This window comes from Lichenifustis flavocetrariae, from assembly GCF_026130545.1.
GTDB classification, from domain to species: Bacteria; Pseudomonadota; Alphaproteobacteria; order Rhizobiales; family Beijerinckiaceae; genus Lichenihabitans; species Lichenihabitans flavocetrariae.
In genome coordinates this window covers 26624-48770 of the sequence record NZ_JAMOIM010000001.1, presented here as the reverse complement: position 1 = coordinate 48770, position 22147 = coordinate 26624, and the positions used below count along the sequence as shown (strand labels likewise).

18 protein-coding genes are annotated in these 22147 nt (G+C 63.5%); 12 read left to right on the top strand and 6 right to left on the bottom strand.

Annotated features, from left to right (window positions below; all coding sequences use genetic code 11):
• Complete coding sequence (locus M8523_RS00250; protein WP_282582816.1) at window positions 1-1224, top strand: DUF1501 domain-containing protein; 1224 nt, start codon at window positions 1-3, stop codon at window positions 1222-1224.
• Window positions 1225-1301: 77 nt separating this feature from the next.
• Here M8523_RS00250 and M8523_RS00245 read toward each other — a convergent pair whose 3' ends face one another.
• From M8523_RS00245 to M8523_RS00235, 3 genes are read right to left on the bottom strand one after another with little or no spacing between them, the layout of a single operon-like run.
• Window positions 1302-3278: a primary-amine oxidase gene (locus M8523_RS00245; protein ID WP_282582815.1), complete on the bottom strand. Its 1977-nt coding sequence runs from the start codon at window positions 3276-3278 to the stop codon at window positions 1302-1304.
• Window positions 3275-4534, bottom strand: coding sequence for an amidohydrolase family protein (locus M8523_RS00240; protein WP_282582814.1), 1260 nt, complete (start codon window positions 4532-4534; stop codon window positions 3275-3277). The genes M8523_RS00245 and M8523_RS00240 overlap by 4 nt, the downstream gene beginning before the upstream one ends.
• A complete protein-coding gene (locus M8523_RS00235) occupies window positions 4531-5577 on the bottom strand; it encodes a questin oxidase family protein (protein ID WP_282582813.1) in 1047 nt (348 codons plus the stop codon). Before M8523_RS00235 ends, M8523_RS00240 begins: the two co-directional genes overlap by 4 nt.
• Before the next feature lie 128 nt (window positions 5578-5705).
• On the opposite strand from M8523_RS00235, the gene M8523_RS00230 reads away from it, so the two are divergent.
• The 8 genes from M8523_RS00230 to M8523_RS00195 all read left to right on the top strand — a co-directional run bounded on the left by M8523_RS00230 (window position 5706) and on the right by M8523_RS00195 (window position 12014).
• On the top strand, window positions 5706-6983 hold the full coding sequence (locus tag M8523_RS00230) for an extracellular solute-binding protein (RefSeq protein ID WP_282582812.1): 1278 nt from the start codon (window positions 5706-5708) through the stop codon (window positions 6981-6983).
• The gene (locus M8523_RS00225) at window positions 6980-7900 is read left to right on the top strand and encodes a carbohydrate ABC transporter permease (RefSeq protein ID WP_282582811.1); all 921 of its coding nucleotides are present in this window, start codon (window positions 6980-6982) and stop codon (window positions 7898-7900) included. The genes M8523_RS00230 and M8523_RS00225 overlap by 4 nt, the downstream gene beginning before the upstream one ends.
• Window positions 7901-7937: 37 nt before the next feature.
• Window positions 7938-8720: a carbohydrate ABC transporter permease gene (locus tag M8523_RS00220; RefSeq protein WP_282582810.1), complete on the top strand. Its 783-nt coding sequence runs from the start codon at window positions 7938-7940 to the stop codon at window positions 8718-8720.
• A gap of 92 nt (window positions 8721-8812) precedes the next feature.
• Entirely contained in the window at window positions 8813-9004 is a 192-nt protein-coding gene (locus M8523_RS36550; RefSeq protein WP_345894205.1) for a hypothetical protein, read from the top strand.
• Between the two features lie 216 nt (window positions 9005-9220).
• Complete coding sequence (locus tag M8523_RS00210; RefSeq protein ID WP_282582808.1) at window positions 9221-9664, top strand: hypothetical protein; 444 nt, start codon at window positions 9221-9223, stop codon at window positions 9662-9664.
• An 8-nt stretch (window positions 9665-9672) separates the two neighbouring features.
• The gene (locus M8523_RS00205; protein WP_345894204.1) at window positions 9673-10467 is read left to right on the top strand and encodes a ribonuclease T2 family protein; all 795 of its coding nucleotides are present in this window, start codon (window positions 9673-9675) and stop codon (window positions 10465-10467) included.
• A 7-nt stretch (window positions 10468-10474) separates the two neighbouring features.
• Complete coding sequence (locus M8523_RS00200) at window positions 10475-11341, top strand: 23S rRNA (adenine(2030)-N(6))-methyltransferase RlmJ (RefSeq protein WP_282582807.1); 867 nt, start codon at window positions 10475-10477, stop codon at window positions 11339-11341.
• Between the two features lie 67 nt (window positions 11342-11408).
• Window positions 11409-12014 (top strand): glutathione S-transferase family protein, encoded by a 606-nt coding sequence (locus M8523_RS00195; protein ID WP_282582806.1) that lies wholly within the window; start codon window positions 11409-11411, stop codon window positions 12012-12014.
• Between the two features lie 76 nt (window positions 12015-12090).
• Here the strand turns inward: M8523_RS00195 and M8523_RS00190 are convergent, their stop codons facing one another.
• Together M8523_RS00190 and M8523_RS00185 are read right to left on the bottom strand one after the other, a co-directional pair.
• Window positions 12091-15195 carry a multidrug efflux RND transporter permease subunit gene (locus M8523_RS00190; protein WP_282582805.1) on the bottom strand — a complete coding sequence of 1035 codons (3105 nt, stop codon included), beginning with the start codon at window positions 15193-15195 and terminating at the stop codon, window positions 12091-12093.
• A gap of 1 nt (window position 15196) precedes the next feature.
• Window positions 15197-16354 (bottom strand): efflux RND transporter periplasmic adaptor subunit, encoded by a 1158-nt coding sequence (locus tag M8523_RS00185; RefSeq protein WP_282582804.1) that lies wholly within the window; start codon window positions 16352-16354, stop codon window positions 15197-15199.
• Between the two features lie 522 nt (window positions 16355-16876).
• Here M8523_RS00185 and M8523_RS00180 point away from each other — a divergent pair.
• The 3 genes from M8523_RS00180 (at window position 16877) to epsC (ending at window position 20893) form a co-directional block, all read left to right on the top strand.
• Window positions 16877-17593: a ribonuclease activity regulator RraA gene (locus tag M8523_RS00180; RefSeq protein ID WP_282583393.1), complete on the top strand. Its 717-nt coding sequence runs from the start codon at window positions 16877-16879 to the stop codon at window positions 17591-17593.
• Between the two features lie 437 nt (window positions 17594-18030).
• A complete protein-coding gene (locus tag M8523_RS00175; protein WP_282582803.1) occupies window positions 18031-18993 on the top strand; it encodes a hypothetical protein in 963 nt (320 codons plus the stop codon).
• Between the two features lie 946 nt (window positions 18994-19939).
• Entirely contained in the window at window positions 19940-20893 is a 954-nt protein-coding gene (gene epsC / locus M8523_RS00170; RefSeq protein ID WP_282582802.1) for a serine O-acetyltransferase EpsC, read from the top strand.
• A 29-nt stretch (window positions 20894-20922) separates the two neighbouring features.
• Here epsC and M8523_RS00165 read toward each other — a convergent pair whose 3' ends face one another.
• Window positions 20923-22140, bottom strand: coding sequence for an acyl-CoA dehydrogenase family protein (locus tag M8523_RS00165; protein ID WP_282582801.1), 1218 nt, complete (start codon window positions 22138-22140; stop codon window positions 20923-20925).
• Window positions 22141-22147: the final 7 nt, after the last annotated feature.

Below are 22147 nucleotides of genomic sequence, written 5' to 3'. Positions count from 1 at the left end.
GTGGCCCCTCTGTGCGAAACCCCGTCGCCGACGCGCCGTGCCCTGCTCGGCACGGGCGCTGCCTGTTTCTCATGGGCTTTCATGCCCCGCTGGGCGCATGCGGCCGGAGCGCGCGACACGCGATTCATCACCATCATCCTGCGCGGTGCCCTCGATGGCCTCTCGGCCGTTGCCCCTATCGGCGATCCCGATTATGCGGGGCTGCACGGCGCGATCGCGCTCGGCATGACGGGTGATCATGCCGCGCTGCCGCTCGACGGCTTTTTTGCCCTCAATCCGGCCATGCCGGCCTTCGCCGAGCTTTTTGCGGCCAAGCAGGCCGCCATCGTGCATGCCACGGCGACGGGCTACCGGGATCGGTCGCATTTCGACGGACAGGACGTGCTCGAAAGCGGCCAGCCGGCACCGGGGATCACCGGTTCGGGCTGGCTCAACCGTGCCCTTGCGGCCCTGCCGGCGGGTGAAGCCGTGGCGCCTCGGGGCCTTGCGGTCGGGGCCGTCAGTCCGCTGGTGATGCGGGGTGAGGCACCGGTCCTGGGCTGGGCACCTCAGAACCTGCCAACCGCCAGCGAGGACCTCGCCCGGCGGGTCCTGGCTCTCTACGATCAGCGCGATCCGGGATTACACGCGGCGCTTGGGGCGGGCCTGGCCAGCAGTCGGTTGGCCGGCAACGACGCCATGGCGGCCGCGAAAGGCCGGATGGACATGCCGGAGGGCATGCGGCAGGCAGCTCAAGGCGCCGCACGCCTTCTGGCAGCCGACGATGGGCCGCGCATCGCGGCGCTCGCCTTCGATGGGTGGGACACGCATGTCAACGAGGGCGGCGCGACGGGCCGCCTCGCGGTGCTTCTCGGCGGCCTCGACGGCGCCATTCGGGCCTTCAAGGACGGCCTGGGCGCCGCCTGGGCCGACACGACCATCCTGGCCGTGACCGAGTTCGGCCGTACCGCGCGTATCAACGGGACCACTGGCACGGACCACGGCACCGGAACGGTCGCGTTTCTGGCCGGTGGAGCCGTCAAGGGGGGGCGGGTCCTGGCGGATTGGCCGGGCTTGAAACCTCAGAACCTCTTTGAGGGCCGCGACCTCAAGCCGACGATCGATCTGCGTTCCATCATGAAAGGGGCCCTCGGCGTTCAGTGGGGCCTGAGCGACACCGTCCTGGCCACGCAGGTCTTCCCCGGCTCAGAGGGGATCGCCGCGAACACAACCTTGTTCGTTTGATTTCGAACCGACGCTCATTGAGGTGCGGCTTCTGACGGCAAGCCGGCGACGGAGCGTCTTATAGGGTCGGCGGCACCTCACCGAGGCGCTGCCGTGTGGGCGCAGCAACTCGCCTTGTTGGTCTGCGGTGGCAGGTCGATCACCGGATTCTGGTCGAAGAAGCCGGTCGGTGCGAGGGTGAAGCCGCAGACCACGCACGGCTGAACCGGATGGTCTTCCGGCCGGGGTACATGATGCAGCCCGAAACTGTGCCAGAGGACGATGTCGGTGTTTTCGACCGGCCGGTCCTTGGCGGTCCAGACTGGCAGGCCATCGTCGCCTGTTGATTGGTTGACGAATTCGCCGGCCGGATAGCGCTCCTCGGCACTGAACGGAGTGACCCAGAGCTGGTGCTGGATAAAGCGCGAGCGACGGCCCGACGGGCTCTCCGGATGCGTGAAGGGCCTGACCGGCGACGTGGCTTCAAGCTTGTAGGCGGTCGGCTGGCCGAGCCAGTTCTTGGCGCTCGGATTGACGATCTTCCAGTAGCGCATCCGCTCATAATCTGTATTGCGCCGCGCCATAAGCTCCGAGCGCAGGACCGTCTCCTCGACGTAGAACGCATTTCCGTAAGGGTTCTCGGGGCCGGGCGGCGGCGAGATCGTATCGCATTCGACGACCGAATTGTTCGGTCCGTCCACCTCCATGTCGAGCCGCGCGCTGAAGATGTGCTGGTGGATGTGCCCGACGACACCCGGAGCGACCTCCGTACCGTAGCGTCCCGGCTGGCCCGGATGGCAGGCAGCCGTGTTGATGATGCCAGTCGCCTTCATCTCATATTCGATGCGGCCGTCCTGGTGCAGGTACCAGTAGGAGGCATATTCGTAATTTCCGATCGTGGAGATCGACGACACGACGAGCTTGCGGGCACGCCGCACCTCCGTGCGCTTCGAGCGAACGTCGAAGTGCTTCCACGACAGGCCGGCATCCTCTTCGTGCAGGCAGATGCAGTTGTCGATGGTGCGCGGCTGGCCGAAGACGTCTGGCACCACGGCATCGAAATAGTGGATCACGCCGAGGCAATCGCAGCCGAGCGTCAGCGCATTCGCCATGCGGCCGAAGCCGAGTTCGCCGCTGTCGAAGACGTTCTTGCGATAGTGGCTGCGCTCCGGTGTGCCATAGGGCACCACCATTTCGGCGATCGAAGCCCGATAGACGATCGGCCGGCGGCGCCCCGCGACCGTGTAGCCGATCTCGTACAGCACCAGACCTTCGCGGCCGTTGAAGCCAACGCGAAAATCCCAATTCTCCCACGTGACCTTGCGCCCGTCGACCCGGAACCCCGCGCCATTCGGCTGGACCACATCGAGCGCCGACGACGACTCGCGGAAATCCTTGAGGATCGCCGAATCGTAGTTCAGGGGCGTTCGCGGCACCGGGATATATTCACCACTCGCCTCGAAATGATCCTCGACCTCAAGGATTTTGAGATTGGCCAAGTCGATGAGCGCGTGCAGGCCCTCGACCGGGTGCGCGTAGTAATTGTCCAGCGGAAAGGTCCGCATCCAAACGAAACAGATCAGGACGCGGCGGCCCATCTCGATCTCGTGGCCGAAATCACCCACCGTCCAGGGATCGATGCACATGGACTCGACCTCGTCGAGCAGTCCACGGCGACGCAGCGCTTCGCGAAAGCGCGGGTCCGCCTTTACGGCGGCTTCGATCTCGAACACCTCCTCCACGGCCACCATGGCACGGGCATTGGCGTCGAACCGGTCGTCGATGACTTTCCCTGCAGTAAGGTCGACGCGGCCCTGCCAGACGCCCAGCACGCCGCGCCGGAACACGTTGTAGCGGGCGATCCGGTCAAAAGCCGCACCGGGAGTGTGGGCACGCACCCGGGCCTTGTCGGGTTCGGTCACGTCGACGGTCTCGACGCGCATCTCGTCGCCCCAGCCGTAGTGACCGTGCAGGATGGCGGCCACCCGGTTGATCTCGGCCGCGCTCAAAGGGTCGAGCGGGTGGGTCGCCTCCTGCTGGGGCGAGGAACGGCCGTCGGTCACATGCAGGTTCATGACGCTCTCGTTGATGGATGGATCGAGGATCGGACGGGTTCGTCGGTGCGCGCGAGAAGCTCGCCGTCGCGCACCACGATGCGACCACGCTTGATGACCGTGCGCCGACGTGGCCGGTCGAGCACCGCCTCAGGTACAGAGCTGGAGGGAATCAGAACGAGATCGGCCGCCTGGCCCTCCGAAATGCCATAAGCCTCGCGGCCCAGCACCCGTGCCGGGACCTCGGTCACCATCGCGAAAGCATGGGCGAGATCGGGATTTGTATAGAACCCCTGCCGATAGCCGATCACATTGGCCCGATCGAGCATGTCGCCGTCGCCGTACGGCCACCAGGCGTCCCGAATATTGTCGGAGCCGGCGAAGACCGTGACGCCTGCCGCCGCCAGCCGGAGCACGGGTGGCATGGGCCCGACACCGGGCGCGTTGGTCATGATGGCGACACCGGCGCGCGCGAGCGCCTCGGCGGTGCGATCGAAGTCCGCGTCGTCAATCGCCCCGAGCGCATAGGCGTGGCTGACGGCGACTCGACCCTGCAGCCCCGCCGCCAAGGTCCGGGCCGCGACGGCCCGCAGCTCATAGGCGCCGAGAGGTCCGGGATCGTGCAGGTGGATGTCGACGCCCCGGCCTTTGCGCTGCGCCAGAGCGAAGACCGCGTCCAAATGGCCCTCGACGTCATTGTCGATCCCGGCCGGGTCGAGGCCGCCGACAAGATCCGCGCCCGAATCGAGAGCGGCGGCCAGCAGGTCTGCCGTGCCGGGGTCGCGCAGGATTCCGCTTTGCGGAAAGGCGACGATCTGCATATCCACCAGATCGCTACAGGCGGCCTTCAACCGGAGCACCGCTTCGAGCCCCGAGAGGTTGGTCTCCGTGTCGATGTCGACATGGGTGCGCAACGCGCCGGTGCCGAAACTGACCACCTGCTCCACAAGGCGGCCACCCCGTTCTTCGATCGACAGGCTGAGGGTCGCGCGCAGGTCCTTCTCGTTCCTGATCCGCTCGGCCACGGTGGCACCCGGCCGATGCGGGATGAGCGGCAGGCCGAGCAACGTCTTGTCGAGATGAATGTGACCTTCCACGAAGGACGGGGCCAGAAGGCCGCCGCGGCAATCGAGTGCCGCGACATCAGCCGAGCGCGGGGCCTCCCCGTGCGGCAGAAGCGCCAGGATACGCTCGTGGGCGATCGCGACGTCGACAGAACGGCCGTCGGGCAGCCGCGCGTCCGAGAGCCAGAGCGTCGTCGTCGCGAGATCCGTCACGCGATCAACCCCATGCGCCGGGCCGCGACCACCTGATAGAGCCGATCGCCATAGACCCGCTGCTCCTCGGAGGCGGAATAGACGAGGCTGATGTCATGCTCGTCGGCTGATGTGACCGCCTTCTCCGTGATCACATTCCAGTCGGGACACGGCAGGTTGCGCCATGCGTCGAGCGTGCCGCTGTCCGGCAATTGGGGAAAGCCGATGGCCGGGACCAGGGCCGCGACGGTCTGCCAAAAGTGACGCAGGAGCAGCGGATCGGGGCAGACGGTCGCGACCATCCTGACCCAATGGGTTCCGGTGAGGGCATGCAGCGCCGCGAAATCCATCGTCCCGGCAAACAGGGCGAGCGAGGTTGCGGCCACCCGCGCGAGCGTGCCGGGGCCGATGCGAAGCCAATCCACGGCGGGCGCGAAGTCCGGCTCGGCCGCGGCGGCCCGGATGCCATACCAGAGGTGGTCGAAAACCGGCAGCTTCCGCAGGCCCGGTATCGCGGCGACCCGCGCCAAGACTTCGTCAGGATCGTCCGTCTCGGGCGAGGCGCCGGTGGCGACCGGAAGGGGCAGGAAACAGGCCGCCCAATAGCCAAGCGCCGTTCCGACCTCGCTCGGATCGTTGCGGGAGACGCCATAGGCGAGGCGCATCAGCGGATGCAGAGCGCTTCCCGCGACGCCGGGCGCAAGCGCCGGAAGATAACGGCCGACCGCATCGCGGATGCCGAGGGTCGTGACCTCGCGGGTGAAGAAGGCCCGATAATCGGCTTCACGGCTGCGGTCGCCCAAGTGGTCGGCCCAAGTCGCTCGCTCGACCGGCGCCGCCGGCGGCGGCGGCGGGATCAGGCCATTCGCGCGGCGGTAATCCGCGAAATAGCCTTGCAGCCGCGCATCCGAGGCGCCGAGACGATGCAGGACGGTCAGGGCCATCGGCCCGTGGTTGGCGAGCGCCACGGGAAATTCGACGCTGTCGCGCCGGGCCTCGGCCAGGAGAGCTTCAAGACCTTCGCCTCCGTGGGCATCGTGCCCGGCAAGCGGGGTCGCGACCATGATGTGTCTCCGAGGCGAAAGGCGATGGTGCGGTCAATACTGCCCAGTTCGGCGATCAGAGCAAGGCCTTGCCGCGGCCGATGCCTGCGTTATGCTGCATTGCATCTCCAGACCCACGAGCGTGTTCAATGACGAAACGGAAGCCTGCCGTCGGCCTTCTCGCTCTCACGGCGCTGCTCGTTCCGTCCGGGGTTTTCGCCCAGGCCAAGCCCTATGCGGGCATCACCCTGGCGCTGGCGTCGCAGAACGATCAGTTCGCGCCCGTGCTGGCGAAACTCGCGCCGCAGTTCGAAGCCGCCACGGGTGCGATCGTCAAGGTCGACATCATGGATTACGGCACGCTGCTGACCAAGACCACGGCCGATTTCGTCGGGCACACCAAGGGCTACGACCTCGTGACGATGGATATCGTGTGGTCGGGTGCCTTCGCGGAGAACGGCTATACGGTCGACCTGACCAACTGGATCAAGCGCGACGCCGCCGAGATCGACACCGGCGACATCTATCCGGTGCTGATGCAGTCGCTTGGCGGGTTTGCGGGCAAGCAGATGGCCTTCCCGTTCGCGGGCTATGCCAATGTGCTAGCCTATCGCAAGGACCTCTACGCCGCGGCAAGTCTCACGCCGCCGAAGACCATGGAAGAGCTTGTGACGGATGCCGTGAAGCTGACCGATCCGGCCAAGCACACGTTCGGGTTCGTGGCCAACGGCAAGACCGGCCCGGCCGGCGCGCAGGACTGGATGCAATATAATTCGCAGATGGGGGGCTCGATCGTCGATGCGGCCGGCAAGCCCGTCATCAACTCCGCCGCCAATGTCGAGAGCCTGAACGTCTACAAGGAGCTCTTCGCCAAGGCCGCGCCCCCCGGCGCGGCGGATTATGACTGGGACGGTCGCGAGCAGAGTTTCCGCAACGGTACCGTTGCCACGATGGAAACCTGGTCGGTCGGTGCGCCCGGTTATTATGACCCGAAGCAATCCAAAGTGGTCGACACCGTCGCCATCGAAGCCGCGCCCTCGGCCAAAGGCCTGCCGCCCCGCTATGGCGTCGGCGGTTGGGGCATGGCCATCAATGCCGACAGCGACCCGAAGAAACAGGAAGCCGCCTGGGCCTTCATCAAATGGCTGACGAGCCCAGAGATCCACAAACAGTTCAACCTAGAAGGCGCCGGCAGTTTCCTGCGGCGCAGCGAGATGACCGACAAGGATCTTCTGGCGAAATTCCCATTCCTGCCCGTGATCGCGACCACTTTCGAGAATGGCAACGGCGACTACCGGCCGCGCATCCCGCAATATCCTGAGATCCAGGACCTGCTCGGCACGGCCGTGAATGCCGTACTGGTCGGCAGTGCCGATCCGAAGGCCGCACTCGACGAGGTTCAGGCCAAGGCCGAGAAACTGTTTTGAGCACCCTGCGGCTGGCGAGTCGCCTGCCGTTCGAGACGCGCCGCAAACTCTTCCTTCTGACGCTCGGCGCGCCTGCGCTCGTCTACGTTCTCGCGATCGGGGTGGGCCCCGTCGCGCAAGGGGTCTGGTACAGCCTGTTCGACTACAGCCTGATCCATCCGGCCCGTCGGCACTTCGTGGGACTCGGCAATTATGCCGCGCTGTTTGCCGATGCGAGCTTCCGCAACGCTCTACTGAACACGATCGTGTTCTCGGGGGCCGCCGTAGCGCTTGAATTCGCAACCGGTCTCGGTCTTGCACTGCTTCTATGGCGCGACAGCCGCTTCAACCAGATCTGCCTCGCCCTGCTGCTCGTTCCCGTCACCGTGACGCCGATCGCTGTGGGGCTCATCTTCAAGGGGTTGCTGGAGCCCGATTTTGGCATGATCGGCTATTGGCTCGCCCATTGGGGCTGGAGCGATCCGCGCGGGCTGCTCGGCGCGACACACACGAGCCTCGCGACCCTGGTCCTCATCGATATATGGGAATGGACGCCCTTGATGGCGCTGATCCTGCTGGCGGGGTTGAAGGCCTTGCCGGTCGATGTGCTCGAAGCTGCGACGGCCGACGGCTCGACCCTGCTGCAGCGGTTCTGGATGGTGATCCTGCCGCTGTTGCTCCCTGCCATTTTCCTGGCGCTCGTGCTGCGGACCATGGATGCGTTCCGGGTGTTCGATTCCATCTATGTGACGACCGGCGGAGGCCCGGCGGGCGCGACCGACACGCTGATGATGCTCGCGGTGAAGCGCGGCCTGCAATTCTTCGACATCGGCGCGGCCTCGGCGATCGGCAACACCATGATCCTCTGTCTTGCGTTGATCGCCAGCCTGTTCGTGCTGTTGATCCGCCGCGCCGATCGCCTGGCCAACGGCCGTTGACCCGATGAGCCCAAATCGTCGGCTTCTCTGCGAGCGCATGATGCTCGCCACAATCGTGACGCTGTTTCTCCTCCCGGTCGCCTGGCTGATCGCCACCGCCTACAAGCCTGCGGCCGCTATGTTCACTTCGCCGCCGACGTTCCTGTTCGTCCCCACCCTCGACAATTTCCGCAAGATCGGCACGCTTTACGATCTGCCCTCGCTGGTCCGCTCGAGCCTGACAATCAGCATCGGCTCGGCGCTGCTTTCGCTCCTCATCGGTGCGCCTTGCGGCTATGCCCTGGCGCGCTCACGATCGCGATGGGCGCTGGCGATCGCCTATCTGTTTCTCGGCATCCGCACCGTTCCCGCGGTCGCGACGCTGCTGCCCTTCTACCTGCTGATGCGAGATGTCGGGCTGCTCGGCACCACGGCGGCCGTCATCCTGATCGACACCGTGCTGAACTGTGCCTTCGTGACCTGGATGATGTTTTCCTACGTCCGGGCCCTCCCGCCGGAACTGAACGAGGCGGCGCTGACGGATGGCTGCACGCTCTGGGGTGCCTTCTGGCGGGTCGATCTGCCCTGCGTGCGCTCCGGGCTCGTGGCAGGCGCGCTCTTTTCGATCCTGTTTTCCTGGAACGACTTCCTCTACGCTAGTTTCCTGACCCGGCTTGACAGCAAGCCGCTGGCGGTCGCTCTCGTGACGGCTTACGGCACCTATGACATCAGTTGGGGCACGCTCGGCGCCCTCGCGCATGTCGCCCTGATCCCGATCGTGCTGATGGTTGTCGCTCTCAACCGCTTCTTCATCGGCGGCCTCGTCCGTGGCGTTCACTAAAAGCGGAGAACGCTTTCAGTGAACCCGCAAGGTCTCTCCTGAACAGAGCAACTCTACATTTTGGTTTGCGAATCGTCGGGACCGGGTTGCGCTTGCTGTTCCCGCTGCTGCCGACGCTGTACGGAGGCGCGGTGATGGCCGATCGCACATCCTGCCAGCGCCCCGAGCACGGCATGATGGCCGGCAAAATGACCGGCTACGCCGCCCACGGCCGCGCCTTTGAGACAGCCCGCCGCCTCGGCACCCGTGGCGCTCATCAAGGAAGCCGCGATCGCCGCGGCTAATATCATCCGTTTCATAAAAATCCCCTCGGGATACTTTTCGCCCCTGGAATAACGCGCATCTTGCCTGCTTTGTTCGTTGCCAGCCCCAAGGTTCGTGTCGCTCCGGTCACACTTGCACGTTGCTGGACCCTGCGGTGTCGCAATCGACCATGGTTCCCTTGACCCTCGTTCCGAGGTCGGCGCATCGTGGTTTGTGATTTGTTCGAAGGTCGATCGATGAAACGCGTTCTGAACGCACTGGTTGTAGCGGCTGTCGTGACGAGCTTCACGGGAAGCGCCTTCGCGCGCGTCGTCGTACCGGCCGAAAAGCGCTACTTCTCCTATTCGGGGGAACTGCCGCCCTGCGATGACCCGGATGTCCTGTCAACCATCAGCGACCGGTTCGCCCAGAAGGAAAGCGAATACTGGAGTTCGGATCTGACGATCGTGACCTATGACCGGGTCAAGGCCATCGGGGTCCGTCCCTGGGGACTAGACCACATTCCTCGGACGTTCTGCGTGGCCCGCGCCTTGCTGAATGATCACTCGACCCACGAGGTGTCCTATTCGATCGGCGAAGCGCTGGGGTTTAGCGGCTTCGGTGACGGCGTCACCTGGTGCATAGCCGGTTTGGATCGCGATTACGCCTTTGCACCGGCCTGCAAGGAAGCTCGACCCTGATACGCCTTTTGAGGCGCCGGCTCCTCTCGCTGCTGTTAGCCGTCGCGGCTGGCTCTTTCTCAGGGCTCCCCGGCGAGGCTCAGATCCTGCCCGGAGGGCTTGGCGGGCAGCGCGCCGACCCACCTTGCGTTCTCGATAAATGTCTTGGGCTGAAACCTAACACGCCGACACCCACCACGCCGACCCAGAGCCCGGACGCAGAGCAGTCCGCCGGACGGTCCACCTCGGTGGCGCCGGGATCCTTCGATTTCTATGTCCTGGCCCTCTCGTGGTCGCCGGGCTTCTGCGCTTCTGGCGGCGCCGCGAAGTCGCCCGACCAATGCGCGGCAGGCGCTAATCCCGGATTCGTGGTCCATGGCCTGTGGCCGCAGAACCAGCATGGCTATCCGCAGGCCTGCAACAGCGGCGCCCGCTTCCCCTCGCGCCTCGCCCTTGATTCGGCAAAGGGCGTCTATCCGGACGAAGGGTTGGCGCGCCACGAGTGGCGCCAGCACGGCACCTGCTCGGGCAAGAGCCCAACCGATTATTTCGCCGATGTCCGCCGCGCCCGGCAGGCCATCGTGATCCCACCCGAACTGACCGCGCCCGATGCCGACCAGACCTGGGCTCCACTCGACATCGCCCGCAGCTTCGTCACCGCCAATCCGCGCCTGCGAACCGACACGATGGCGGTCACGTGCCGCGGCAACGCGCTCGAAGAGGTGCGGATCTGCTTCAGCAAGGATCTCCGCAGCTTCGTGCCCTGCCCCGAGGTCGCGCGTGCCTCCTGCCGGCGTCCCGTCACGGTGCCGGCCGGCCACTGACGCCGTCATGAATTATCGACATGCTTTTCATGCCGGCAATTTCGCCGATGTCTTCAAGCACCTGCTCTTGTCCCGGATCCTCGTCTATCTGATCCGGAAGCCCGCGCCGCTCCGCTTCATCGACACGCATGCCGGCATCGGCTTCTACGACCTCGCCGGAACAGAAGCCGCGAAAACCGGGGAATGGCGCACCGGCATCGGCCGGCTCGATGCCACAAAGGCCACGCCGGCTGTGGCTGCCCTGCTCGATCCTTACCTCGCCGCTGTGGGGGCCCGCACGACGGACGGGAGGCCGCTGTTCTATCCCGGCTCCCCTGGCATTGCACAACACCTCCTGCGGCCCGGTGACCGTCTGCTCCTCTGCGAACGCCATCCGGAAGACGCCATCGCGTTGAAATCCGTCATGGGCCGGGACAAACGCGTCAAGGTTCTGGCATCGGACGGCTATGCGACCCTCAAGGCCAGCGTGCCACCCCCTGAGCGGCGAGGGCTCGTGCTCATGGATCCGCCTTTCGAGGAACGCGACGAGTTCGACACCTTGGCCATGTCCCTGGCCTCGGCGACACGGAAATGGGCCACCGGAACCTATGCGATCTGGTATCCGATCAAGGAGGCCGCGCAGGTCGCGGCCTTCCAGGCTCAGATGGCCACCCTGGGCTTGGCCCGACATTGCACGATCGAAATCCTGCGCGATGCGGCCGCCGGCGCCCCCGCTTTGCGGGGCTGCGGCTTGTTCGTGGTCAATCCGCCCTACCTGCTGGCCGAGGAAGCGGCCCTCCTGCTCCCGTTTATCTGCGGCATCTTCGACGACGCGGCATTGCCACCCTTCAACGGCGCGATACGCACAGAGGCCGGCCAACTCACCCGCTTTTGATGTCTACCGGTAGCGCTTTGGCGAGACGCATGCCAGAAGCCGGCATCCATCAACGCGGACGGTACCCATGATGATATTACGCTCGGCACCCGCCTCGCCGTTCGGACGCAAGGTCAAGATCGTCGCGTCGCTGCTCGGTTTGACGAAAGCCTTCCAAACGGTCGACGCGGACACCACAAGCCCGGAGGACTCGCTGCGCCGAGAAAACCCACTCGGCAAGATCCCGACCCTGATTCTCGATGACGGCACCGCTCTCTACGACAGCCGCGTCATCGTCGAATATCTCGATCATCTGGCCGGAGGCGGCCGGATCATCCCGGTCGATCCGGTTTTGCGGTTCAAGGCCCTGACCATGCAGGCCCTCGCCGACGGCCTCATGGATGCGGCCCTGCTGCAGGTCTACGAAACACGTTGGCGGGCAGAAGACCGGCGCGAGGCCCGCTGGACCGAACACCACGGCGCCAAGATCACGCGGGGGCTCGCGGCTCTTGAAACATCCCCACCGTCCGGTCCTGTCGACGTAGGTCACGTCGCCCTCGCCTGCGCGCTGGGTTATCTCGACCTGCGGTTCGAGGGTGCGTGGCGGGCTGCTTATCCAGCTCTTGTCACGTGGCTCGACGGCTTTTCGGCCGCTGTGCCGGCCTATGAGGCAACGCGGTTCAAGCAGGCCTGATCGAAGCTCGATTGTCGTGACCCGACTTCATGCCGAGGCGCAGGCCCGGCATGAAAGAGACGGCAATAGGTCCTCGTCATTCCGCCGCGTGCTGAACACGGCCGTCGAGCGCGACCCGCTCCTCACTGTCGCGAGCCGGCAGCCTTTTGTGCTCACGGGCGATCAGCGTGTAGACGGCCGGCGTCACGAAGAGCGTGAAGAGCGTCCCGATCAGCATGCCGGAGGCGATGACGATGCCGATGGAGAAGCGGCTCTTCGCCCCCGCGCCGGATGCGATGATGAGCGGGACCATCGACACGACCATCGCGGCGGTGGTCATCAGGATCGGCCGAAGGCGAACGCCGGCTGCGTGCTCGATGGCAGCACGGCGGGACATGCCTTCTTCCTGCATCCGGTTGGCGAATTCCACCATCAGGATGCCGTGCTTCGAGATGAGCCCGATCAGCGTCACGAGACCGATCTGGGTGTAGATGTTGATCGAGGTCGCCCCCACCACCCCGCCGATGTTGAGCGGCAACAGCGCGCCGAACATCGAGGTCGGCAGCGCGATCAGGATCACGAAGGGGTCGCGGAAGCTCTCGAATTGCGCGGCCAGCACCAGGAAGATGACGATCAAGGCAAACACGAACGTCACGACGAGCGCCGACCCTTCCTGTTCGTATTGCCGGCTGTCGCCTTGAAAATCATAGGTGTAGCCGGCCGGGAAGATCTCGGCCGCGCGCGCCTTCAGGAAATCGAGTCCTTCGCCCAGCGTGTGGCCCGGAAAGGGCACGCCGGAGAGCGTCGCCGAACTCAATTGCTGGAAATTGTTGAGCGCATTCGGCTGTACGGATTGTGAGGTTCGGGCAATGATCGACAGGGGCACGAGATCGCCCGCGGACGAGCGCACCTGATAGCGCAATAGCCAGTCGGGCGTGTTGCGAAACTCGCGCGGCACCTGGGGGATGACCTCGTAGGAACGGCCGAACAGGTTGAAGCGGTTCACGTAATTGCCACCGAGCAGAGTCGCGAGCGACGAGCCCACATCCTGCATGTTGATGCCGAGCCGGTTGGCCTTCGCGGCATCGACCTTGAACTCGATCTGTGGCGTGTCGAATTTGAGATCAGTGTCGGTGAAGATGAAAAGGCCGCTCTTCTGGGCTTCCACCTGGATCTGCGCGACGATATCGGCCAGTTGCTTGTAATCGCCTGTGGTGCGGATCACGAATTGCAGCGGCGGGCCGCCGGTCGAGCCCGGCAAGGGCGGCGGCGAGAAGGCGATGACCTTCGCGCCCGGCAATGTCGCGAGCTTGGGAGACAATTCGGCCAGAATGTCCTTCTGGTTGCGGGTCCGCTCGTTCCAGGGCTTGAAGATCAGGCCGGCGAAACCCGCATTCACGCCGCCCGACCCATTGATCGCGAAGACGTGGTCCTTCTCGCCGATCGATCCGAAGATCTTGTAGAGCTGGTCGGTCGATTTCTCGAGGTAGTCCAGGTTGGCGTATTGCGGCGTTTTCACGAGCGCGAACAACGCGCCCTGATCTTCGTCGGGCGCCAGTTCACGCGGCGTCGTCATATAGAAGAGCCCGGTCAGAACCACGGTGCCGAGCAGGACCATGACCGTCATGGCGCGGAAATTGAGGGTCTTGTGGAGGCGCCGCTCGTAGCGCCGGCGCAGCCCGTCGAACATCCGGTCGAGAAAGCGGACGAAGCGGCCCTGCCCTTGCTGCGCCGTCAGAAGGCGCGAGCACATCATGGGCGAAAGCGTGAGCGCCACGATGCCCGACACGACGACCGAGCCGGCGAGCGTGAAGGCGAATTCGCGGAAGAGCGCACCCGTAAGGCCCGACACGAAGCCGATGGGGGCGTAGACGGCCGCGAGTGTGACCGTCATCGAGACGACGGGTCCGGCAATTTCACGCGCGCCCTTCAGCGCGGCGTCGAACGGCGTCAGCCCTTCCTCGATGTGGCGATAGATATTCTCCACCACCACGATCGCGTCGTCGACCACGAGGCCGATCGCCAGCACGAAGGCCAGCAGGGTCAGGAGGTTGATCGAATAGCCGAGCGCCAGCAGCATGATCATCACGCCGACGAGCGACAGCGGGATGGTCACGATGGGGATGAGGGTCGAACGCAGATTGCCGAGGAACAGGAAGATCACCACCACGACGATCACGGCGGCCTCGGCCAGGGTCTTGGCCACCTCGTCGATCGACGCGCTGATGAACTTCGTCGAGTCGTAGGCGATCGCCGAATTGAGGCCGGGCGGGAGTTGCGCTTTCAGATCCGGAAAGGCCCTGTTGACGTTCTGAATGACGGTCAACGGATTGGCGCTCGGCGTCGCGTAGATGCCGATGAACACCGCTTTCAGCCCGTCGAACACCGAAGAGGAATCGACCGACTCGGGTCCGAGTTCGATGTTCGACACGTCGCCGAGGCGCACCAGCGCGTCGCCATGCGCGGCGATCACGAGTTGCGCGAAGGCCTTGGCGCTGTCGAGCGAGGTTTCGGCGTTGATGCTGGTCTGCGTATAGTCGCCCTTGATCTGGCCGGCCGCGGAGATGAAGTTGTTGTTGGTGAGCGCCGTGCGGATGTCCGTCGGGGTGATGCCACGGGCCGCCATGCGGTTCGGATCAAGCCAGATCCGCATCGCGAAGGTCTGGCCTCCGAGGATCTGGGCGTTGGCGACGCCGTCGATCGTCTGCAGTTTGGGCTGGACGACGCGGGTGAGATAATCGGTGATCTGCGGCCCCGTCAGCACCCCGGAGTTGAACGACAGGTACATGAGCGCGAAGCCCTGGCCGGTCTGCTTGACGACGGTCGGGTCGTTGGCCTCGCGTGGCAGCACCCCCCGAACCTGGTTGACCTTCGACAGGACGTCGGCGACGGCCCGGTCCGGGTTGGCGTTGAGGCGCAGGTTGAGCGTCACCGTCGAGGCATTCTGCTGCGACGACGAGACGAGCGTGTCGATGCCTTCCGTGCTGGCCACCGCCTGTTCGATCGGCGTGGTGATGAACCCCTTGATCAGATCCGCATTGGCACCCGGATAGGTCGTCGTGATCGTGATCGTGGTGGACGACAACTCCGGATATTGTCGGATCGCGAGCTTCGTGAAGGCCTGCAGCCCGATCAGGAAGATCAGGAGGCTGACGACGCTCGCGAGAACCGGCCGGCGAATGAAGAGGTCGGTAAAGGCCATGCTATTGCTTCGGCAGCGGGTCGCGCGACTGCAACCCGCCCCTGTCGTCGATCACCACATGGGCATTGGGCTGCAGCTTGATCTGGCCTTCGCTGACCACGCGTTCGCCGGCCTTGATCCCATCGAGGACCGCGATGCGGTCGCCCCGCGTCTGACCGGTGCGAAGGAATCTGCGCTCGACGATCAGGTCCGGCTGGCCTGCCTCTGCGGCTTGCGCGGCACCGGCCTCGGCCTTCGGCGGCGCGGGCACGACCACAAAGGCGCTGTCGCCATAAAGCGAGTAGCTCACGGCCGTCTTCGGCACCGTCACGGTCTCGATCGGCGCGCCCGACAAAACCGCGACATTGGCGAACATGCCGGGCAGCAGCGTCTTCTTGCCATTTTCGACTTCGGCACGCACCAGCACGCTTCGCGTGTCTTGACTGACACGTGCATCGACCGATGCGACCTTGCCTTTGAACAGCGTGTCCTGTCCGTCGACCCGGATTTCGACCGCCTGGCCGGTTTGGATGGCACCCAGTGACTGTTCCGGCAGCGGAAAGTCGACATAGATCGGGTCGAGCTGCGTCAGGGTCACGAGCGCGAGGCCCGGCGACACATATTGCCCGATGTCGACCTTGCGGATGCCGAGGCGCCCGGGAAACGGTGCCTGCAGCGTTTTCTGCGCAATGATGGCTTTGGAGCGCTCGACGCTCGCGGCGGCCGTGTCGCGGGTGGCCTGCGCCTGATCGACCGTCGCCCGGCTCGTATTGCCGCCGCTGATGAGCTGTTGCTGTCGCCTCAGCGCCAGGTCGGCGTTCTTCATGGTGGCGAGCCCGGATTTCAGATCGGCCTGTTCGGTCGAATCGTCGATCGTCAGAAGCACCGCGCCCTGCGCCACCTCCTGCCCCGAGTCGAAGTTCAGCGTCGTGACGATCCCCCCGACCTGCGGCGCGACATCAATGCCCTTGTAGGGTTTGAACGTCCCGATCGCCGGCAATTGCGGGACCCAAGTCTCGGTCTTCGCCTCAACCACAGACACAGCCTGGGGCGGCGGCGCCATCTTGGCGATGAAGCCCTTGATCATCTGCGGCTTGAAGACGAATTGAAACCATGAAACGCCGCCGATAAGGCCCGCCAGCAGCGCGAAAACAAAAAAGAAAGCAAAGGCGCGCTTCACGAGATCCGGCCTCAAGCAGACCCCGGCCTAGCGACATGGCGTCAGGCTCCGGGCGACATGATCTCAACGTTATCCATCAAACCGAGTTGAAGCAACTTCTGCTCCCCGCAACGATCCCTGACACGACCGTCCGGACCAGGCCCAACACAGCTACGCGCCGACGGATGACGAGACCCGCGCCGCATGCTAACAGGTGCCGATCAACAACCACAAGGTGCAGTGTGGAGTTCGGACTCGGATTGATCCTCGGGTTTCTCGGCGGCTATGTGACGCGAGAGATCATCTCCCGGCGACGCCATCTCCATGCCCGGCAACGCAGGCGAATGGGCCTCGACACGTGAGGAGCGCCGGAATGCGTCCCGCCAGGCAAACCTCGCCACATGCGGACGATTGCGGAAACGAGCCGGGTTTCTCAAAAGTTGATCGCCATGGCGTCCCATCCGGACGAAACTCGATCCGAGATCGGCCCGTCTGCAGATGCGGGTGCGATCGCCTGACACGATCGGACAAGCGGGACACGCCATGGCGCTCGAAACGACAGCAATCGACATCCTGAAAAGTGTGTCCACCGCGACCGTCACGACGGTTCTTCTGAAAAAAGGCCTGCGGAACGTCTGGCTGCGCGGCGCAATGCCCTTGCGGGCCGGTCAGCCACGCGTGGCCGGTCGCGCCTTCACGCTCCGTTTCGTGCCGGCGCGCGAAGACCTTGCGACACCAGCCAGTTGGGCGTCGCCGATCTCCACGCGCGCCGCCATCGAAGCCATGCCTAACGGCGTGATCGCTGTGGTCGACGCAATGGGTGTGACGGACGCCGGCATCTTCGGCGACATTTTATGCGCCCGCATGATGAAACGCGGGGTTGCGGCGCTGGTCAGCGATGGGGTCGTGCGCGATGTCGCCGGGGTACTGGCCACGGGCCTCCCGGTCTGGTGCCGGGGCACAGCCGCCCCACCCTCTGTGGCCGGCCTGACTTTCGTGGGCTGGCAGGAGCCCGTCGCCTGCGGCGGGGTGGCGGTATTTCCGGACGACATCATCCTCGCCGACGACGATGGCGCGGTGCTGATCCCGGCAGCCTCCCTCGATCTTGTGCTGACCGAGGCGCCCGAACAGGAACGCATAGAGGCCTGGATTGCCGCCGAGATTGAAAAAGGGGTCCCGCTTCCAGGGCTCTACCCGATGAATGCCGAAACGAAGGCCCGCTATGAGGCTTCGAAATCCGATCGACAGGCCAGGAGCTGAGATTCCCCTCGGGGCCCGGCACTGGAACGCCGTCTGACAGTGCTTAAGCCCTGCCAGAAACCTAAGAAATCTTCTGGTCGAAGACACATCCCTTGCGGCGCGGAGGATCGATTTGAATAATGCATCCCACGATCTGCTTCATTTCCGGGGCATGTGTGCTCATCGACGTGGACGTGCCTGAGGACCAACACGTCATATCTCGCCGAAGACGCGTTGCTTTTGCGTTGTATGAAGCAGATGCGGTGAACTTGGTTTTCGCACAGTTTGCGGCTAGCCTTCCGCGAGCCGCGCTGCAGTGAGGGCACAAGCGCAGTGGCGCTTTCATGAAGAGCGCGGCGTCATTATTGCAATTAATGTGGTCGCCGGCTTAGACTCCAAAACCGAATTGACTGTTTTATTGATGTACATTTTTCAAACATGAATACGGGGCCGATAAGATGCCAAATCTTGTTGCATTGATTGATAGCCATTTCAACAATATGATCCAATACTATAGGGTTTTTTCCTGCGATGAGACATGGAGTGGGCATATCGAGATCCAGCCCAGGGATGTCATTGCATTCGCTTATGGAAGCGTGGAAGCGCTTTTCACGCAGATCCGCGATCAACTGCGCAATGGTCGATCTTCGTTTTTGATCGGCACTCACGGCGCTCCCGACCAGTTGCCCTATCCGATCGTTCCGGGAACCAACGCCGCGGCCGACTCCGATCTGCTTGATCTACTCGGCCAAGCGGCGAGCGGCGAGAGCGCGGCGAGAGATTCGCTTCTGGAGGACACGACCGACGAGAAAAACCGGCCGGTTTTTTCCAAGCCCGCAGTGTTGGATAAACTCATTGCGATTGTCCAGGACATCCAAAGAAGTCGGATCGATCATCTTGAAATTCGCGGGTGCAATCTCGGGTCTGGCAAGGGCCTGAAAGCCTTGCACACCTGCCTGAACTCCAAGCATACGGTGGCCCCGAAAGTCACGTTTTTCTCCGGCTTCTTTCCGACCGCTCAAATCAGAGACTCGACCCAAGACCATCTCGTGTCAGAAATCGGTAGGCTTGGGCAACCACGTAGGATCTATAATCGCAGTGACTGCTCTCTCAATGCCGACCCGAGCGGCAATGATACAACTGCATTTGCAATGCAGTGGAGCGAAACAAGTCTACATCCCCACCTTTTCGCTGGAAACATCAGGGGGCTGAACCGCGATGCGGTCATTGGCTGGACACATACGGCGTTGGAAAACTCCTTCTACAATGTCGTCGGCCGGACACCTCCGGGCGGAGGACTGAGGAATGGAGGGATCCTTCCGATCATCGGCATGTGGTCGCCAAACGAGAGCAAACCATTCATGTTTCCCGGCGACGGGTTTGATTATCTGAACCTGCTCGCGGTGGAGAACACGCCTTAGTTCTGCGACTTCTCTTCGCCTTGTGGTGCCCGATCATTTAAATGAATTAGATCCGCGCCAGGGTTACGGAGGTCTGCCACAGCACGATCATCACGCCGGTCCGAGAACCCAGGCCCCGCTTCATCAGCATTGCTTGAAAACTCACAGCCTATAGTTGTGAGAGGAAACACACGTGATGCTCAAATGGGATTGTATTTTTCCGAGGCACTTTGGGGTGCGGATCGAGCTCAAGCATCATGCCATTAGAATATCACTCGACAACCACCCGACCGCCTCCCATTGGTACTCAGATTTATGATTAGAAAATCGACTAACCCAGCAAGTCCTCTGCGAAACTCACCCTCAGGTAAGACCGCGATACATATTTGTAGAAGATGTTTGCCAAATTGAAATCTCAAATAAGAAATCGGCCCTAATTCGTCGATCACGGCAATTCTCTTAAAACGTTACTGGAAGAATATAAACATTTACTCATACAGGATCAATTTTCAAAGATTTGGCTTAATTTTTAGTCTTCGCCTGTCAGCTTCACAATCCTGTCGCCTATCGCGATTTTAAAATATTATTTCGGCTCGGAACGTTCCATTTCAGTCCGACGCCCCAAAGGCGCCGATGCGGACACGAAGCCGAAGTTGATCGTGGGCTTTGGTTCAAGCGAGATTTCGTTTCAGGCGGACAACTCCTAAAGCTCGACCTGACTTAACCTCGCCTTTCGGCGTCAGTGTGCCGGCGACTGCGCGTGCCTTCCCGACGATCAATCGATCGGCGCAACACCACGAAGCAATGTGCGGCGCAGGCCGGAGTTTTTGGCGGCTATGACGGGGGCGCGTTCATGGCGGCCATTTTCGAGATTGTCGCAGTTCAGATCCGCTCCGCAATTAACCATGGCGGTCTTGACGCAGTTAGTCTATAATTTTTGTCGACATAACCAGGTATGGATGCCCCGATGTCTGGCGCACACACCGTCATGCCCTTCCGCTCGCCACGATCCGGAAGCGACACCACACCTCGGAACGACAGCATGGACGACGTGCTGGTCAGCCTCCGCACCTCGCGAGACGTGACACATAATATTCGTCACAAGGGTCAGATGCGGCGGGTGCCCTCACCCCAAGCGGTCACGATCGTGCTCGACAAACTGTCCGCCGTTTTGTTTCCAACGCATTATGGACAGGCCGATTTGAACCAGGATGCGGTCGAGGCCTTCGTCGAAATCACGCTGAGAGAGGCTCTGATCCTTCTGCACGAACAAGTCCTTAGCGCGCTTTTGAGCACGCCGGACCAAGAACACCTTGGGCCAGGTGAGGCTCAGCTCAAGGCTGCCTCAATCGTCCGAGGTTTCGCGGCGCGATTGGCGGAGATCCGAGGTGACGTAGTCGGCGACGTCGTGGCAGCCTACGACGGCGATCCCGCGGCAACGGGTTACTCGGAAATCCTGCTCAGTTATCCCGGCATGATCGCGGTCCTCCACTACCGGCTGGCGCGCGCCTTGTATCTCCTCGGCGCAAAGTTGTTGGCGCGGGTGATGTCGCAGATCGCGCATTCGAAAACCGCGATCGACATCCATCCCGGCGCCACGATCGGGAGCGGCTTCTTCATCGATCATGGCACCGGTGTCGTCATCGGCGAGACGACCGTGATCGGCGACCGTGTCCGGCTGTATCAGGGCGTGACATTGGGGGCCAAGAGCTTCCAGACCGACGGAGAGGGGCGCCTGCTTAAAGGTCATGACCGGCATCCCATCATCGAGGACGACGTCGTGATCTACGCCGGGGCGACGATCCTGGGCCGGATTGTCGTCGGCAAAGGCTCTGTGATCGGCGGCAACGTCTGGCTGACAGAAGCTGTGCCGCCCGGCAGCCGCGTGGTGCAGGCGCGCATGCGCAACGAACATCGCTAGACGCCCCATGTTGGGGCGCCAGCGAAGTCTCAGTTTCGGCCAACGCGCCATTGCGGCGGCGGCGGCGTGCCGTTGACCGCGTAGTCGCCCACAATCCGGTCCTTGTAGATGCGCGGATTGTGGGAGGCGAGCGTGCGGGCATTGCGCCAGTGCCGATCCAAACCCGCGTCTCGCTTCACCGCGGAGGCACCCAGCGCGTCGAAGGCGGTCGTGGCGGCCTGGAGGACGAGGTCGATGACGACGCTTTGAGCCTGGGCGCTTTCGAGCTCCGCGAGATTCAAGGCTGCCGTGAAGGCGTCCAGGTCGCCCGGCGTATCGGCTGCCCGCTGCACCGCCTCGGCCACCTTAAGCACGATCGCGCCAGCCGCATAGGCGGCGCCGCGAACGCGGCCCACGACCTGCAGCACCTGCGGATCCTCGCTCGATCGCGCCGCTGCCGCATGCGTGTAGGTGCGAGAGCGCTTTGCCACGGCCTGGGCAAGATCCGTGGCCAGAGCCCGCCCGATACCCGCGATGGTCGCGAGTTGTACCAGCTGGAAGAAGGCGGGGGCATAGCCGAAGCGCGTGTCGGCCTTCGTAATGTCGGCGGCCTCGACAGGAACATGCGTGAAGACCGCGGTGCCGCTCGCCGTCAAAGTCTGGCCGATGCCGTCCCAGTCGTCGAGGATCTGCACGCCGGGCGCCTGCTGCGACACCACCACGCCGATGCCTTCATCCGCCGCGTCGGTCGCGCCGACATCGATCCAATCCGCGAAAAGCGAGCCGGTCGTGTAATATTTCGTGCCGTCGAGCCAGAGGTCGTTGCCGCTGCCGCTCACCCGGGTGGAAAAGGCCGCGAGCTTGGCGTCGCCCACTTCGCTCCAGGCGCCTCCGAAGACGTCGTCTCGCCCGATGCGGCCCAGCCATCGCTCGCGTCGGGCAGGATCGGTCGAATGCAGCACGTCTTCCGTGAAGCCGAAGTGAGCGCGAAAGGACTGGGTGAGGTTCGATTCCGCTTCCGACAATTCGATCAGCAGCGCGAAAAGTTCCGGCAGCGAGGCCCCGGTGCCGCCATACTCCACCGGAACCCGCAGGGCCCCAAATCCGGCCTGCTTCAGTTGCGCGAATTCCTTAAACGGCAGCAGGCGGTCGCGGTCGCGCTTGGCTGCACCCTCCCGAAACGCGTGGAACAGAGGACGAAAACGCGCCGCGATGGCGTCGTAACGCGCCGAGGGGCCGGCGCCCCAGGCCAGGTCGATGTGGGTCATAGCAGTC

Excerpts from the sequence above, each read along its gene's own strand:
- M8523_RS00195 (WP_282582806.1), top strand. The coding sequence starts at position 11,409 with ATGATGATATTACGCTCGGCACCCGCCTCGCCGTTCGGACGCAAGGTC.
- M8523_RS00175 (WP_282582803.1), top strand. The coding sequence starts at position 18,031 with ATGCCAAATCTTGTTGCATTGATTGATAGCCATTTCAACAATATGATC.
- M8523_RS00220 (WP_282582810.1), top strand. The coding sequence starts at position 7,938 with ATGATGCTCGCCACAATCGTGACGCTGTTTCTCCTCCCGGTCGCCTGG.
- M8523_RS00210 (WP_282582808.1), top strand. The coding sequence starts at position 9,221 with ATGAAACGCGTTCTGAACGCACTGGTTGTAGCGGCTGTCGTGACGAGC.
- M8523_RS00180 (WP_282583393.1), top strand. The coding sequence starts at position 16,877 with ATGGCGCTCGAAACGACAGCAATCGACATCCTGAAAAGTGTGTCCACC.
- M8523_RS00245 (WP_282582815.1), bottom strand. The coding sequence starts at position 3,278 with ATGAACCTGCATGTGACCGACGGCCGTTCCTCGCCCCAGCAGGAGGCG.
- M8523_RS00190 (WP_282582805.1), bottom strand. The coding sequence starts at position 15,195 with ATGGCCTTTACCGACCTCTTCATTCGCCGGCCGGTTCTCGCGAGCGTC.
- M8523_RS00235 (WP_282582813.1), bottom strand. The coding sequence starts at position 5,577 with ATGGTCGCGACCCCGCTTGCCGGGCACGATGCCCACGGAGGCGAAGGT.
- epsC (WP_282582802.1), top strand. The coding sequence starts at position 19,940 with ATGTCTGGCGCACACACCGTCATGCCCTTCCGCTCGCCACGATCCGGA.
- M8523_RS00165 (WP_282582801.1), bottom strand. The coding sequence starts at position 22,140 with ATGACCCACATCGACCTGGCCTGGGGCGCCGGCCCCTCGGCGCGTTAC.
- M8523_RS00200 (WP_282582807.1), top strand. The coding sequence starts at position 10,475 with ATGAATTATCGACATGCTTTTCATGCCGGCAATTTCGCCGATGTCTTC.
- M8523_RS00230 (WP_282582812.1), top strand. The coding sequence starts at position 5,706 with ATGACGAAACGGAAGCCTGCCGTCGGCCTTCTCGCTCTCACGGCGCTG.